Origin of the sequence: Heyndrickxia ginsengihumi, assembly GCF_011008565.1 — a bacterium.
In the GTDB taxonomy this organism is placed as follows: Bacteria; Bacillota; Bacilli; order Bacillales; family Bacillaceae_C; genus Weizmannia; species Weizmannia ginsengihumi.
Genome location: NZ_JAAIWK010000004.1, coordinates 54,506 through 68,019, shown reverse-complemented (window position 1 = coordinate 68,019; position 13,514 = coordinate 54,506). Strand labels below are relative to the sequence as shown.

At 37.6% G+C, this 13,514-nt stretch carries 15 protein-coding genes; 1 reads left to right on the top strand and 14 read right to left on the bottom strand.

The features are described from left to right. Positions 1-86: 86 nt before the first annotated feature. The 13 genes from G4D61_RS04200 to G4D61_RS04140 all read right to left on the bottom strand — a co-directional run bounded on the left by G4D61_RS04200 (position 87) and on the right by G4D61_RS04140 (position 11,077). Positions 87-899, bottom strand: a complete 813-nt coding sequence (locus G4D61_RS04200; RefSeq protein ID WP_035353312.1) for a flagellin N-terminal helical domain-containing protein — start codon at positions 897-899, stop codon at positions 87-89. Positions 900-1,080: 181 nt separating this feature from the next. Continuing rightward, positions 1,081-1,299, bottom strand: a complete 219-nt coding sequence (gene csrA / locus G4D61_RS04195) for a carbon storage regulator CsrA (RefSeq protein ID WP_025727192.1) — start codon at positions 1,297-1,299, stop codon at positions 1,081-1,083. Between the two features lie 4 nt (positions 1,300-1,303). Next, a complete protein-coding gene (gene fliW, locus G4D61_RS04190) occupies positions 1,304-1,750 on the bottom strand; it encodes a flagellar assembly protein FliW (RefSeq protein ID WP_163173301.1) in 447 nt (148 codons plus the stop codon). A 69-nt stretch (positions 1,751-1,819) separates the two neighbouring features. Continuing rightward, on the bottom strand, positions 1,820-2,716 hold the full coding sequence (gene flgL, locus G4D61_RS04185) for a flagellar hook-associated protein FlgL (RefSeq protein ID WP_163173299.1): 897 nt from the start codon (positions 2,714-2,716) through the stop codon (positions 1,820-1,822). A gap of 14 nt (positions 2,717-2,730) precedes the next feature. Then, a complete protein-coding gene (flgK, locus tag G4D61_RS04180; protein WP_163173297.1) occupies positions 2,731-4,350 on the bottom strand; it encodes a flagellar hook-associated protein FlgK in 1,620 nt (539 codons plus the stop codon). A 26-nt stretch (positions 4,351-4,376) separates the two neighbouring features. Beyond that, positions 4,377-4,853: a flagellar protein FlgN gene (locus G4D61_RS04175; RefSeq protein WP_163173295.1), complete on the bottom strand. Its 477-nt coding sequence runs from the start codon at positions 4,851-4,853 to the stop codon at positions 4,377-4,379. Between the two features lie 22 nt (positions 4,854-4,875). Beyond that, positions 4,876-5,142 (bottom strand): flagellar biosynthesis anti-sigma factor FlgM, encoded by a 267-nt coding sequence (flgM, locus tag G4D61_RS04170; protein ID WP_163173293.1) that lies wholly within the window; start codon positions 5,140-5,142, stop codon positions 4,876-4,878. A gap of 84 nt (positions 5,143-5,226) precedes the next feature. Beyond that, positions 5,227-5,628: a TIGR03826 family flagellar region protein gene (locus G4D61_RS04165; protein ID WP_163173291.1), complete on the bottom strand. Its 402-nt coding sequence runs from the start codon at positions 5,626-5,628 to the stop codon at positions 5,227-5,229. Between the two features lie 57 nt (positions 5,629-5,685). Then, positions 5,686-6,393, bottom strand: coding sequence for a ComF family protein (locus tag G4D61_RS04160; protein WP_163173290.1), 708 nt, complete (start codon positions 6,391-6,393; stop codon positions 5,686-5,688). Next, on the bottom strand, positions 6,386-7,777 hold the full coding sequence (locus tag G4D61_RS04155) for an ATP-dependent helicase ComFA (RefSeq protein WP_235929317.1): 1,392 nt from the start codon (positions 7,775-7,777) through the stop codon (positions 6,386-6,388). Before G4D61_RS04155 ends, G4D61_RS04160 begins: the two co-directional genes overlap by 8 nt. A 70-nt stretch (positions 7,778-7,847) precedes the next feature. Continuing rightward, positions 7,848-8,690, bottom strand: coding sequence for a fatty acid kinase binding subunit FakB (locus G4D61_RS04150; RefSeq protein WP_035353365.1), 843 nt, complete (start codon positions 8,688-8,690; stop codon positions 7,848-7,850). A gap of 537 nt (positions 8,691-9,227) precedes the next feature. Continuing rightward, positions 9,228-9,908, bottom strand: a complete 681-nt coding sequence (locus G4D61_RS04145) for a response regulator (protein ID WP_035353293.1) — start codon at positions 9,906-9,908, stop codon at positions 9,228-9,230. A gap of 29 nt (positions 9,909-9,937) precedes the next feature. After that, complete coding sequence (locus G4D61_RS04140; RefSeq protein WP_025727203.1) at positions 9,938-11,077, bottom strand: sensor histidine kinase; 1,140 nt, start codon at positions 11,075-11,077, stop codon at positions 9,938-9,940. A gap of 319 nt (positions 11,078-11,396) precedes the next feature. Between G4D61_RS04140 and G4D61_RS04135 the strand changes: the two genes are divergently transcribed. Beyond that, a complete protein-coding gene (locus tag G4D61_RS04135; protein ID WP_035353292.1) occupies positions 11,397-12,032 on the top strand; it encodes a YigZ family protein in 636 nt (211 codons plus the stop codon). 259 nt (positions 12,033-12,291) lie between these two features. On the opposite strand, the gene G4D61_RS04130 is transcribed toward G4D61_RS04135, so the two are convergent. Further along, positions 12,292-13,329: a glycosyltransferase family 4 protein gene (locus G4D61_RS04130; RefSeq protein ID WP_025727205.1), complete on the bottom strand. Its 1,038-nt coding sequence runs from the start codon at positions 13,327-13,329 to the stop codon at positions 12,292-12,294. Positions 13,330-13,514 lie beyond the last annotated feature (185 nt).

Genomic DNA, 13,514 nt, shown 5'->3' with positions numbered 1-13,514 from the left:
TTTTGATTCAATAAAATACCGTGATATTTAAAACACCACGGTATTTTATTGAATCTCCTTCTAAAAAGAAGGAGACGTATACTATATTATCGCAACAATTGTAACACTTGTTGTGGCTGTTGATTTGCTTGGCTAAGCATTGCTTGTGCAGCCTGTGAAAGGATAGAGTCCTTAGTTTCTTCAGACATTTCTTGAGCCATATCAACATCTCTTATACGTGATTCAGCAGATGTTAAGTTTTCTGAAGAAGTAGTTAAATTGTTTACTGTGTGATCTAGACGATTTTCCAAAGCACCTAATTTAGCACGTTGTGTTGAAACTTTCTTAATTGCACCATCAATATAGGAAATTGACGCACTTGCATTAGCATTCGATCCTACGCTGATGCTTGCTGATGAAAACAGAGCAGCTGAATTCATTGTTCCGATAGAGAAGGTAATAATTTGACCTGCATTTGCACCAACTTGGAATGTTCCTTTAAAGCTTCCATCTAAAAGATTTTGTGTGTTAAATTGTGTTGTTGTTGAAATACGGTCGATTTCAGATGTTAATTGATCAAGTTCTGTTTGGATTTGCTGACGGTCTTCGTCAGTATTCGTATCGTTAGCACCTTGAACTGCTAATTCACGCATACGTTGTAGAATATCAGTTGTTTCGTTTAATGCACCTTCAGCTGTTTGAGCTAATGAACTTGCATCTTGTGCGTTACTTGATGCTTGATCCAAACCACGGATTTGTGAACGCATTTTTTCAGAAATTGCAAGACCTGCTGCATCGTCAGCTGCAGAGTTAATACGTTGACCTGAAGATAATTTTTCCATTGCCTTACTTTGTGCATTTGAAGCAGCATTTAATTTGTTTAATGTGTTTAACGCTGCAATATTATGATTGATAATCATGTATGTTTCCTCCTTGAATGTTGAAGTTCACATCCTTGTGAACTGTTTAATGTTCCAGGGGAATAAGTCGGCCGCCCTGTTCCCCCGCTTACTACTTATATCGACAAATTTAGTAATTGTTTAATAGATATTGAAAAAATTTTTTATAAAAATATTAAAGGATCAGACAACATTATCGTGTCTACCCTTTTTTAATTAAATCGAGAAGATCCTGAATTCCTTTTGCGGCTTCAGTATTTTCATTTTGTATATCCAGATAAACTTCTTTACGGTGAATTTCGATATATTTAGGTGCATTGATGCCAATCTTTACTTGTTCACCTTGGATTGCTGAAATCGTGATTTCGATGTCATCTCCAATTTGGATCGATTCACCCTTTTTCCTCGTCAAGATTAGCATCGAATCACTCCTTTACCGGTTCTTGTGCATGTTGAAATAACAAATGTTTTGTGTGATATGGAGAATCATTTAAAATCATTTGTTTCGCTTGATGATTTTTCACGTTAAAAATAAGCGGCGCCTGCAAATTGATAGTTGTGTTCACAAACGGATCCTTTACCGTTAAGATCGAATAAACAGCAACATCTTTTTCACTTTCTAATTGTAGCTGTTCAAGCGTACTGTCATCAATCTTAAATTCGTAGTCTTTAAACGTTAGAAATGGATTTGTAATTACAAAAGCAATATATGGCGTTTGCACTGCCTGCAAAATCATAAAGACATCATTATCGGGTAATGGCAATAACACAAATTGTTTTTCATCCGGAAAACCTGGCAAACCTTTCTCAAAATGCCAAATCTCCTGTTCATTGACTTTAATTTCGCCGTGATATTTTGTTTGAATGTTCATTGGTCACACTCCTTATATGGTAAAAAAGAAGACACCTCATCACCTATTATTGGCAAGGGTGTCTAACATTTATTTTAGAAAATCTAATAATGTTGGCTGCATCACTTGAGCACCAATTTTTAATGCCGCTTCATACACACTTTGTTGAACTGAGTAATCCGTATAAATCTCGGTTATATCAGCATCTTCATTATTGGACATCAATTCTGTTGAAGTCGTTTCTTGCTGGGTAACACGGTCTTGCATCAATTCAATACGGTTACTGCGTGCTCCTGTGAGAGATAACTCGCTTAAAATTGCATTTATATGGTCATCAATTTTTGATAAATATGAATCAAGCGGTTGTGACGGCTGATCCGATTTTAAATCACTTAGCAAAGAATTCAAATCAGAAAAAAGATCATTAGAGAACGCCTTTGAACCATCCGCATTTACTTGTAAATAGATGCCCTTTGATAATTCAATTTGCACCGGTTGATTATTAATATTCAATGTTGCCGTCGTTCCAACTGTATTAATATCAACATCAATTGGTTTATCGACCGTATCTGTACCGTTAAAAATATATTTATCTCCAACTTTCGTGTTAGCAATCGTAACCAATTGATCACGAAGCTGTTCAACTTCATCAGCTATAGCTGTCCGATCAGAATCTGTTACAGTTCCTGTGGAAGAAGCTTGAACAGTTAGATCACGGATCTGCTGCATAACACTGTTTGCTTCTGATAATGCATCATTTGTCGTTTGTGTCCAAGTATTCGCTTCGGAAAAATTGCTTTCAAATTGCTGTACTTGTGACACTGTTCTTCGATATTCAATACCTTTCATCGCAGAAAGGGGATCATCGGAAAGCTTGTTGATTTTTTTCCCTGATGATAATTGTTCTTGATAAGTCGCCATCTTCTGATAGTTTTTCGATAAGTTATTTAAAAAGTTACTTGCTAACATTGATTGTGTTACACGCATATTCTTTCACCTACCTATCTTCCTACAGTTCCCATGCTATTAATTATTTTATCGAGCATTTCATCGCAAACGGTGATGCTTCGGGCCGCAGCGTTATACGCCTGTTGGTATTTAATCATATTCGTTAATTCTTCATCTAGAGACACCGCACTGACAGATTGACGGTTGGAATCAACGGAATTCAATAAGTTTTCGGAATTGCTTTGTAAGTTATTCGCCTCTTGGGCATCAACACCAATTTTACCGATCATTCCTTCGTAGTTGCTTGCAATTGTACCAGTTGAAATCGGTAAATTTAGTGATGATAAATCAAGCTGGTCAGTAAAACCTTGCAAGCTGATAGAACTAGAAGATAATTCAAAGTCTTCAATATTGCCAAGATTGATCGCGTTTGTTCCATCACCGCTGTCGCCATTGGTAGAAGCTGCAACCTTACTATAGGTCATGTTTGGATCAACCTTTAGCGCATTTGCAGCACCATGATAATCAGTTAAACCATCAAATGTAAAAAAATCATTTCCAGTATTTCCATCTAGGTCTGTTCCTTTTTCATGGACTGCATTAAATACCGTACCAAATGTATATGCTAATTGGTCTAATTGATCAAGCGCATCCGGGTAAATACCTGTTGCTACTGTATTACCTGCACTGTTTGTATATTGGTAGCCGTAGCTTTCGATTGAGCCGCGAAGCTTACCTTGTGCAAAAGTTACATTGCCGTTTGCATCCGCAAATGAAAGGGTTGTATCGCCAACGACAATCCCCGTCATTTCTCCATCTGCTGGCGGTGCGTCAAGCACACCATCGCCGTCACTATCAACTCCATTTTGGACTTGAAGTGTTGAATACGAACTTCCTTGCACAAGTGAGATTTCTTGTCCATCTCCATTTTCAAGTGTGATATTGTATATGCCATCTGCCATCGCAGGTGATTGGCCGCCGCTTGATTGGGTACTTACTTTAATATTAAGATAACTAGATAATTGATCGACTAAATTATCACGCTGATCATATAAATCATTTGGCAAATAGCCATTAACTTCTTGCTGGCTAATTTGTTTATTCAAATCTCCAATTCTTTTTAAAATGGAGTTAATATCGTTCACCGAAACACTGATTTCACTTCCTAAATTTGATTTTATCGTTGAAAGTGATTGACTCAAATAATGAAAAGTATCAGCTACTGTTTCCCCGCGTTCAATCACAACAGAACGTGCTGAAACGTCTTCCGGATTAGTACTCAAATCTTGAATCGATTCCCAAAAATCTTCAAGTGTATTAGACAACCCGCTATCAGACGTATCATTCATGACGTCTTCCAATTGGCTTAATGAATCTGAACGTGCATTCCAATAGCCAAGTGTATTATTATTATCGCGATATTGAACATCGAGAAATTTTTCACGGACACGTTGCACAGATCCTGCTTCTACACCAGTTCCAATTTGTCCTGCCATTTGTGGACGGTTTCTCGCGACTGTTGGGTACTCATCTGTTGGTGTTAAATTCACACGTTGTCTTGTATAGCCTTCTGTATTTGCGTTAGCAACGTTATTTCCGACTGTGTACAAAGCGCTCTGCTGAGCAGCCATTGCACGCTTGGCAATTTCTAGGCCAGAAAAAGTCGAGCTCATATCATATCCTCCGTTTTACCATTTATTTATGCTTTCGAATCAAATCTTGAAATACTTGTCTGTAATTGGCACTTTTCAGGTGGCGCATACGTCGTTGGCTGTTTTTGCGGATAAATCGCATCAAGTGTAAGGTTGATGAATTGTAATGACTGGTAAATCATCAGCTGATTCAACTCATTCTGTTCCTTCAGCTTGTCCACCGTTTGCAGCAGCATATCACGTAATTGTTCCAGCTTTGAACGTTCTTCCCCGGCAGCGGCTTCGATGCAGGCCGAAACCGTCACATCTTCTTGACCGTCAACAAGCTCATGTGCCAATTGATCTCTTTGTAATTCCAGCGTAGAAATGGCCCGAATATGTTTCTGCTCATTGCTGGTAATTTTTTGCAGTCCCTCCATGTCATTCGTTTTTATCATCTCCGTTTTTTCACGAGCCAATTGGAGTAAACTTTCATGAAGTTTTTGCAGTTTTTCTAGGCAGACGATCAGTTGTTGCATAGACATGAAGGAACCCCCTTACTGTTCATTATTTTTTAACATAGTAGTTGTATAAGCCTTGGGCAATCTTTTCAGGATCTGCTTTATAATTGCCGCTTTGGACTTGCTGCCTCAATGCTGCTACTTTATCTGCACGCTCTTTATCAATTTGTGATGTTTCCTGCATTTCTTTCGCTTGATAAGAAATTTCCACTTTATCTGTTTTTGCATCAGCCGCTTTTGTTTGGGCTTGCTTTTGATTTTGCGTCCTTTGATAAGCTTGAATTCCCGACATATTCATAGGATTAATCTTCATTCGTCTATCCCTCCGTTTCGTCATGTCCGACCATAAAAACTATCTCTAACTATTATATCGGTTTTTTTCCGAAATGTTTAACGCTCATTTTTTATAATAATACGTTCTTTTTCTCAAAAGCTCTTCTTGTCTATGCTGTTCATTCTCAAAACGTTCTAAATCATTTTTTAATCGACTCGCACAGCTGTTACATAGTTTTCCCTTTTGAATTAACGTTCCACAATGTTCACACGGATACCCGAGATTTGGAAAATGCGCTACTAATAACCGTCCTTTTCTCACCCATTTATATACAAGTTCTTCTGTAACATCATTTTTTTCTACAATCGTTTCAACTGTTGCGGCACGATTTTCGCGTTTTCTTAAAAAAGCATAAACACGATCATATGCTTTTTCCTCTTCTCTATAACAATTTTCACATACGTCTCGTACGGGATTTTTCGTATATAATCTACCGCATGTCGGACAGTTTGCCAATTCACCCATCCGTTAATCCTCCCTTAATTGTTTCTATATCATTATATCGGCAAATTTTCTTTTTTCTTAACCCCTTGCCAATGTAAATGCACAGACTTTTTTTGCGCCATGTTTTCTTAATACGTAGGCAGCATGGCGGACGGTTGAACCTGTCGTATAAATATCATCCACTAATAAAATAGTTTTCCCATTAATATCATAATGGTCATTTACATAAAAAATATTTTCTAACTGAAAGCGTTCTGCCCTTGTTTTCTTTGATTGCTTCTCCGTATGAATACGTTTAAGGCAGTCTGACGTTTCGAACCCGGCTTCAACTGCCAGTGCTTTCGCTTGATTAAAACCGCGTTCAGCAAGACGCTCCTTACTTAACGGAATTGGAACGAGCATGTCAAATTGTAATGTTTGTAAAGCTTGTTTGATATCGTCTGAAAACAGTTTTGCTAAAATATAATCGCCGCGAAATTTAAACCGTGCTAACATCTCTTTCATCCCATCATCATATGCAAATAAAGAAATATTTTGGACGAGCACATCGGCAAAGTTTGAGTCCCTTTCCCATTTCACACAGTCTAAGCATAAATCATTTTGTACAAAACCAGCCGCAATGTTTTCCAGCGGCCGGCAGCACATTCTGCAAGTCGTACCTGTTATTCGTGTCAGTTTCCTCTTACAAACATGACAAAGCCAGCTTGTCTTTGGCGGAAACATAAGTGTGAACCATGAAAGCTGCACATCCAATCGTTCATGACAATATAAGCAGTATTCATTCATCGAGGAGCCCCCGCCTTCTTGCTTCTCTATTCATATTCATAATATGTTGCTTTGCTTGAACCATCGCTCTAGAACGTCCGTAATGAAAAAAAGTGATCTCACCTGACGGAAATTGTGCGCTTCTGCCAACACGGCCGGCAATTTGTACAAGTGCTGCTTCTGTAAAAATATCATCTTCAGCACCAATAACGGCTACATCTATATTGGAAATTGTGACACCACGTTCTAGTATTGTCGTCGTCAGCAAAATGGGGATTTGTTTTGTCCGCATGTTTTCTATTTTTGATTTACGATCAGGATCTTCAGCATGGACGGATTCAATGGCATGGTGAAAAATTTGCATCATTGGTAGGATCGTGTTCATAAGATGAATATTTGGAAGGAAAAGTAAAGCTTGTTTCTTAGCAATAAGATGTTGTTTTATCCAGCGTTCTAGTCGATGCGGAATATTTCCTTTTGCAAGTTGTTTGCGCCAGTTTCCAATCCAGCGAAAATCTGGGACAGGAAGAGGCTGCCGGTGAAAACGAGCAGGAATCGTTGTAAAAGAACGTTTTCCAGAACGGCATTCACGTTGCCAAGCCTCATTTGGCGTCGCCGTTAAATAAATATGCGCGCACTGTTTCTTTGCTGCCTTTTGAACAGCGTATTGTAATGTTTGATCGTACGTATATGGAAAGGCGTCAACTTCATCGACAATCATGACATCAAATGCATGTTGAAATCGATATAATTGATGGGTCGTAGTAATGGTTAATGGTGCATATACGTGACGATCAGGACTGCCGCCATATAATGCTGCCACTTTCGTAGTGGGAAAAACTTGCTGCAAACGGGGAGCGAGTTCCAAGACGACATCTGTTCTTGGTGTTGCAATACAAATCCGTTTTCCTGACTGGAGTGCCTCATTGATTCCTCTAAAAAGAATCTCAGTTTTTCCTGCACCGCATACAGCCCAAACTAAATGCTCTGATGAATGACGAATCGCTTCAACAACTTCTTGGGCAGCAACTTCTTGCCCTGATGATAAAGCGCCATTCCATCGCAGCGGCGATTGCGATACAACGATTTCCGGTTCTGGACCTATCCAATTAAATAATGGGGTACAAGTTGCCACCCGCCCCATCATGATGCATTTTCGACAATAGATGCTCGTCTTGCCGCAATGGGCACAAGGGAAAGAAGCAAATAAAGAAGGATGTTGATTTCCGCATCTTTGACAGATGAAGGTGAATGTTGATTGAATAATACCTGGCTGTTCAGTAATCAGCCCTTGTTTTTTATGGGATTCAATGAGTTCAAGTGGAAAGGGGATTTCCGATAAGAGGAGGGAACGTCCAGCTAAATGGCGCTGAAGTTCTTGTGAGAGGGTAAAAGCAGTAGTCAACTTTCTATCACTCCTATCATGAATAATGATAAAGCCAGTGCGAAACATCCTGATCACACTGACTTTTTATTTATTTTAGCATCCAAGCGATCCCGATTGCACCTTCACCTAAATGGGTTGCAATTACAGGTCCAAAATAGCTAATAGAAAAATCTACATTTGGGTATCTTGCCTCTAATTCCGTTTTAATATCTTGTGCCTGCTGTTCGCGGTTGGCATGTATAATGGATGCTCTTAAAGGGAGTCCTTTTGCAACATCTTCACCAAGTAGTTCATAAATACGGTTCAATGCTTTTTTCTGCGTGCGAATTTTTTCAAAAGGAACAATGACATCATCTTTAAATGTTAACAATGGTTTGATTTTTAATAGACTTCCGATCATTGCTTGTGAACTGGATAATCTGCCACCGCGCTGTAAATGTGATAAGTCATCTACCATGAAGTAAGCTTTCGTCGATGCTTTTAACTTTTCTAAACGTGCAAGGATTTCTTCTGGGGTTTTTCCATCCAGTGCCATTTTAGCGGCATCAATGGCGTGGAACCCTTGCGCCATACAGCTCCAGCCTGAATTGAAGGCATAAACGTCAACACCGTCAACCATGTCACCAGCTGTCATCGCTCCTTGATATGTTCCACTAATGTTTTTTGATAAATGAATGCTGATGATGGCATCATAATCTTTTGCTAAATGCTCAAACAGTTCAACAAATTTACCAATAGCCGGCTGTGAGGATGTAGGGAGCTTGTCCAGAGTCCGCATTTTTGCATAGTATTCTTCCGCAGTGATATCGACTTCTTCTTGAAAAGATTCTCCATTAATAATGACATTTAATGGAATCATATGAATATGAAGGTCATCTCGCACTTCTTTCGGAATATAAGCAGTACTATCTGTTACAATTGCAGTTTTCATATTCACTTTCCTTTCATCGCATTCCTTTATTTTCATAGTATGGGAACACCACACTAACTGAAAGAAATGTTTTTTTTATTTTAGTTGAAAATACATGATTTGAAAAGGGAGGAATAGTACATTTACTATGAATTAGTGTTGTTCAATTTGTATGAAAACTGAACTTATACAGAAGTCTTAAAACCTTTTCCTTCAGTAAGTAATGATTTCTGCTTCAGGATACTCGCTTTCCGCTATTCCCGCAGGGGTCTCGCACTTCCGCTCTAACTACTAGTCATAAAATAATATTTAAATATCCTTATAATGAGTTTTTTGCTTAGAGCGGCTATCAAAACGAATTTCGAATAAAGACTATTAGGAGTATCCTTTAAATACATGTTTCGATAATGTGATAAATCCCACAGAACAGAAATAAAATAGCCTATATCATACAAAAAACAATATAAAGAAAGAAATTAAAAAGCAAACATTCCATTGGCTCGGAGAACGATTATCCATCTAACATAAAAAATGCCCCTTATGAAGGGACATTTTTTATTAACGAACTTCAACCCAGCCGTTTTTAATTGCGGTGACAACAGCCTGTGTTCGGTCGTTCACATTCATTTTTTGTAATATATTACTTACATGGTTTTTGACCGTTTTCTCACTAATATATAAAGTTTCACCTATCACACGATTGCTTTTTCCATCTGCTAATAATTGCAATACTTCACATTCTCGTGGTGTTAATAGGTGTAAGGGGCGGATTAGTTCTTGTTTTTGGTAGGCCGCACCTGATGATAGGCGATCTGATAGTCTGCGAAATTCTTCTACTAAATTATGAGTGATTCTTGGATGTAAATAAGAACCACCCTCCTTTACAACTTTCACAGCCTCAATTAATGAATCTGAATCCATCTCTTTTAATAAATATCCAGTTGCACCCGATTTTAATGCATGTGTGACATAGCTTTCATCATCGTGAATAGATAAGATAATGACTTTTGTATCTGGATATGCCTCTACAAGCTGTCTTGTCGTATCCACTCCATTTTGATTTGGCATATTAATATCCATTAACACAACATCAGGATGATACTGTTCAATAATCTCTAATGCGTGTTCTCCATCTTCGCTCTCTGCCACAACTTCGAATGTTTTTTCAAATTCTAAAATACGCTTAACGCCTTCTCGAAATAATTGATGATCATCTATGATAGCGATCTTTGTCGTCATGCCATTCGCCTCCCTTAACTTTGCATATATTAACAAAGCGGTATCTGAATAATTACCAGTGTACCTTTTCTGATTTTTGAGTGTATTGAAATTTCCCCATTTAATAATTTCACACGTTCTTTCATACCAACAATGCCAAAAGAATCTTCTTTTTCAATGGTAGTGTCAAATCCTTTACCATCATCTTTCACAACTGCGGTAAAAGAATCTTTTCTCATCTCTGTTTTGACATCCACATTTTTAGCATTAGCATGTTTTAACGTATTTTGGACAGATTCCTGCACTAGCCGAAAAATGGCAATCTCATAATTAGTAGGAAGTCGTTTTTCTTCTCCAATATGCCGGTATGTAATAAATACATCTTTATTATAAGATTCGATTGTTGATAGATATTTTTTCAGGGTTGGAATTAAGCCTAAATCATCTAATGCCATTGGTCGTAAATCATATATAATACGGCGGACTTCCTTTAAAGAATCTCTTACTAGCTCTTTTAAGTCATGAATTTCAGCCAGTGCCTCACCTATCCCCCTTTCACGATATACCTTTTCAACTAAATCTGAACGGATTAGCATGTTTGCCAACATTTGCGCAGGACCATCATGTATCTCCCGGGAAATACGTTTTCTTTCTTCTTCCTGTGCTTCAATAACACGTAAGCCAAATGCTTGTTTATGCTTAGCATCTTCAATCGCATCACTAATACTCCGTAAATCATTTGTTAAATAATTAAGTACAATCGTTACTTGTGTAATAAGATGATCAGCACGTTCAATTGTATCTTGAAGAGATTGTAATCTCCTTTCTAATTCATCTCTTCTATCTCGTAGCTGCAATTCTTTTTGTCTGCACATCGACAATTGCGTTTGAATTTTATGAGCATCTTCGTACGCCTCACGAACTTGTTGTTCCGAAAAATGGCGAAAATGCTGGCTAACCTCCGCTAAACGTTGCCGTGCAAATTTTGATTTTTGCTCAAATTCATCCGTTCGCTTAATGACTTGGCCTACTACAGTCTTAATTTCTTCTAACTCTTTTGTAAGAGATTGATAGTCTTGGCGACATTGCTCCCCAATTTCAAAAATATCATGCTTACTTTCCTCTACTGCCGCAACCATTTTCTCTAAAATTTCATCAAGCACTTTAGAATTAAAAGACTTTAAAGACATGTTCATTCCTCCAAATATCTCCTCAATCGTTGCGGATTATAGAGTTATTTTACCTCGAAACATGTAAGTAAACTATTTCCAAATAGAAAATATCAAAATTTGATTCATTATCCCTAGAACTTTTGTACGTATTCTTCTCATCTAGTAAAATGGAATATGTTATTTCTTACAACGTTTGCTTATTAAATAACGTCCTAAAAAAATTATAACATACAAAATCAATGATATAATGAGATACACACAGGAATTTATTGACTGTAATGTTTGATCATGGAATATATGAAGAAAGATATTGGATTATCAACATTAGGAGGTCACGATGTTAAAACAATATTTAACAGTGAAAGGTGAAGGAACCCACGAAATTATCATCCAAAAATCTAGATTTATTGCCCATGTAAATCGGGTCACGACAGAAGAAGAAGCACAAAACTTCATTTTGACCATAAAAAAGGAGCATTGGAATGCGACACATAATTGCTCCGCTTATATGATTGGCGAACAAAATCAAATTCAAAAAGCAAGCGATGACGGTGAACCGAGCGGCACTGCTGGCGTGCCGATTCTGGAAGTATTGAAGAAAAAAGACTTAAAAGATACAGCTGTTGTCGTAACGAGATATTTTGGCGGCATTAAGCTTGGCGCTGGCGGCCTGATTCGCGCTTATAGCAAATCAACTTCTGAAGGCATTGATCATACAGGCATTGTGAAAAGAATTCTTGTATGCATTGTGCACACGAAAATTGATTATACATGGCTCGGTAAGGTGGAAAATGAATTGCGCTCGTCTATATTTAATAACATAAAGGAAATCAACTATCTTGATCAAGTTGAGATTCTTACTTACGTAGAAACGGACCAAGTTGAAGCATTTATCGAGTGGATGACAGAACTTACGAACGGACAAGCAGCAATTACTGAAGGCGAAGTACTTTATCTTGAAAAAGAGATTTAATTTTTAATTATAAGAGCTGATTACTTAGTTGGAAAAACAAGTCGTTAGCTAAAGAGGAACATTGCACAAATCAGCTCCGGAAATAGACGTAGACTCCTGCGGAAGGATAGGCATCGGTGAACCCCGAAGTGCATGAGCACGAGGAGGCTTACGAGCCGCCTGCGGAAAGCGAAGTATATTCCAGAGCTGAGTTAGAACGCAATATTCGGGGTTTCTTTAATTAATATACTTTTGATGACAAATTTAAAAGGCTGATTACTCAGCCTTTTTTAGTTAACAAATTCAATAATGGTTTATAATCTTTTCCGACAAGGCCGATACTTTCGACCAATAACTCAATCGATATAAGCAAGACGCCAATAAAAATGAGAGAGCCCCATAACGTTGCCATTGAGAAAATAAATGCCGCCAAGCTGAACATTGCAGCAATCGCATAAATGATCAATACAACTTGTCTATGTGAAAATCCAAGACGCAATAAACAATGATGCAAATGAGATTTATCTGGAGCCGATAATGGCTGTTTATTCACAAATCTGCGAATAATGGCAAAGATCGTATCTGAAATTGGAACACCTAGAATAATAACTGGGATAATCAATGAGATAAACGCTACATTTTTAAACCCAAGTAATGACAGAACAGCAATCATATATCCTAAAAATAGTGCCCCAGTATCGCCCATAAAGATTTTTGCAGGATGGAAATTATAAAATAAAAATCCAACTGTGCTGACCATTAAAATCAAACCTAAAATTGTAACATATGGATCGCTCATAATAATTGCCATACCTGAAATCGTAAATAAGGCAATAGATGATACACCTGCTGCTAGCCCATCTAAACCATCAATTAAATTAATCGCATTTGTGACACCAACAATCCATAAAATTGTGAGCGGAATACTGAAAATCCCGAATTCAAGCTGTCCACCGAAAGGAAGGTTGATAAATTCAACATGAATGCCACCTACGACAACAACAATCGCGGATAATAATTGCCCCAATAGTTTTACTCTAGGTGACAGTTCCTTAATATCATCCACAACCCCTGTTATCACAATAATTAGACTGCCTAACAAGATTGGGAATGAATGAGGACTATCTGGCCTAAGAATGAGGACTCCCACAATAAAACTAATATATATCGCAAGGCCTCCTAAACGAGGCATTAACTTCATATGAATTTTTCGCTTGTTCGGTTTATCTACCGCACCAATTTTAATTGCTAGTTTTTTTACCCATGGAGTGATGAGAATGGTCATCATAAAGCAAACAAACAAGGTAAGGTAAGTCAATGTTTTACCTCCTCCTTTTCTACACGAAAAGAAACCGACGTATATTTTTTATTCATTTATGCTTCACAATATAACGTATAATTATTAAAAATATCTTAACAAATTCTTTAATTAATTTACACTGTTTTCATTATAATGTTATTCCGACAAATTATCCACTATCATTTTATTTAATATGATATATT